Origin of the sequence: Acetivibrio cellulolyticus CD2, from assembly GCF_000179595.2 — a bacterium.
Lineage (GTDB): Bacteria > Bacillota > Clostridia > Acetivibrionales > Acetivibrionaceae > Acetivibrio > Acetivibrio cellulolyticus.
In genome coordinates this window covers 379,113-379,600 of the sequence record NZ_JH556659.1, presented here as the reverse complement: position 1 = coordinate 379,600, position 488 = coordinate 379,113, and the positions used below count along the sequence as shown (strand labels likewise).

At 30.5% G+C, this 488-nt stretch carries 1 protein-coding gene; it reads right to left on the bottom strand.

Annotated features, from left to right (window positions below):
- Positions 1 to 164 precede the first annotated feature (164 nt).
- A complete protein-coding gene (locus ACECE_RS31975) occupies positions 165 to 329 on the bottom strand; it encodes a DUF2326 domain-containing protein (protein ID WP_235715994.1) in 165 nt (54 codons plus the stop codon).
- Between the last annotated feature and the right edge of the window lie 159 nt (positions 330 to 488).

The following is a 488-nucleotide window of genomic DNA, read 5'->3' as shown; positions in this document are numbered from 1 at the left end:
TGATAAAACATTCATTCAAAAATCCCCTTGTTAGCTAAAATCGGTACATGATTATTAAATTCCATGTACCGATAATATATACTAATACCATTTGAATAGCCAGTAGTGTTAGAAACCCCACTCTATATGCTTAGGAATAATACAAAAACAACTTCAGCTATTCCTTAACTCTCAATCCTGAATAATTTCTCATACTGAGACAACCTTAAAACAATGTTTTCGTTTGAATTTAACTCTTCTGGAAGCTTATCCTTTAAAATAGATACAACCAATTGAATGTCTTTGTTTTTAATGAACTCAGAAACCTTTAATAACTGATTATCATGCATAAGCTCCTTCTTGTCATTTAATAAAAAATGCAGGCAAGATATTCCCTACTTCATCTGCAAACATCGTATAAGCCAAGTCAAAACATAATATTTCACCTTGCTTTTTCCCTGAACTCATATTTGCATTAAAAGAACTGAATTTAAATATTTGTTCTCCAC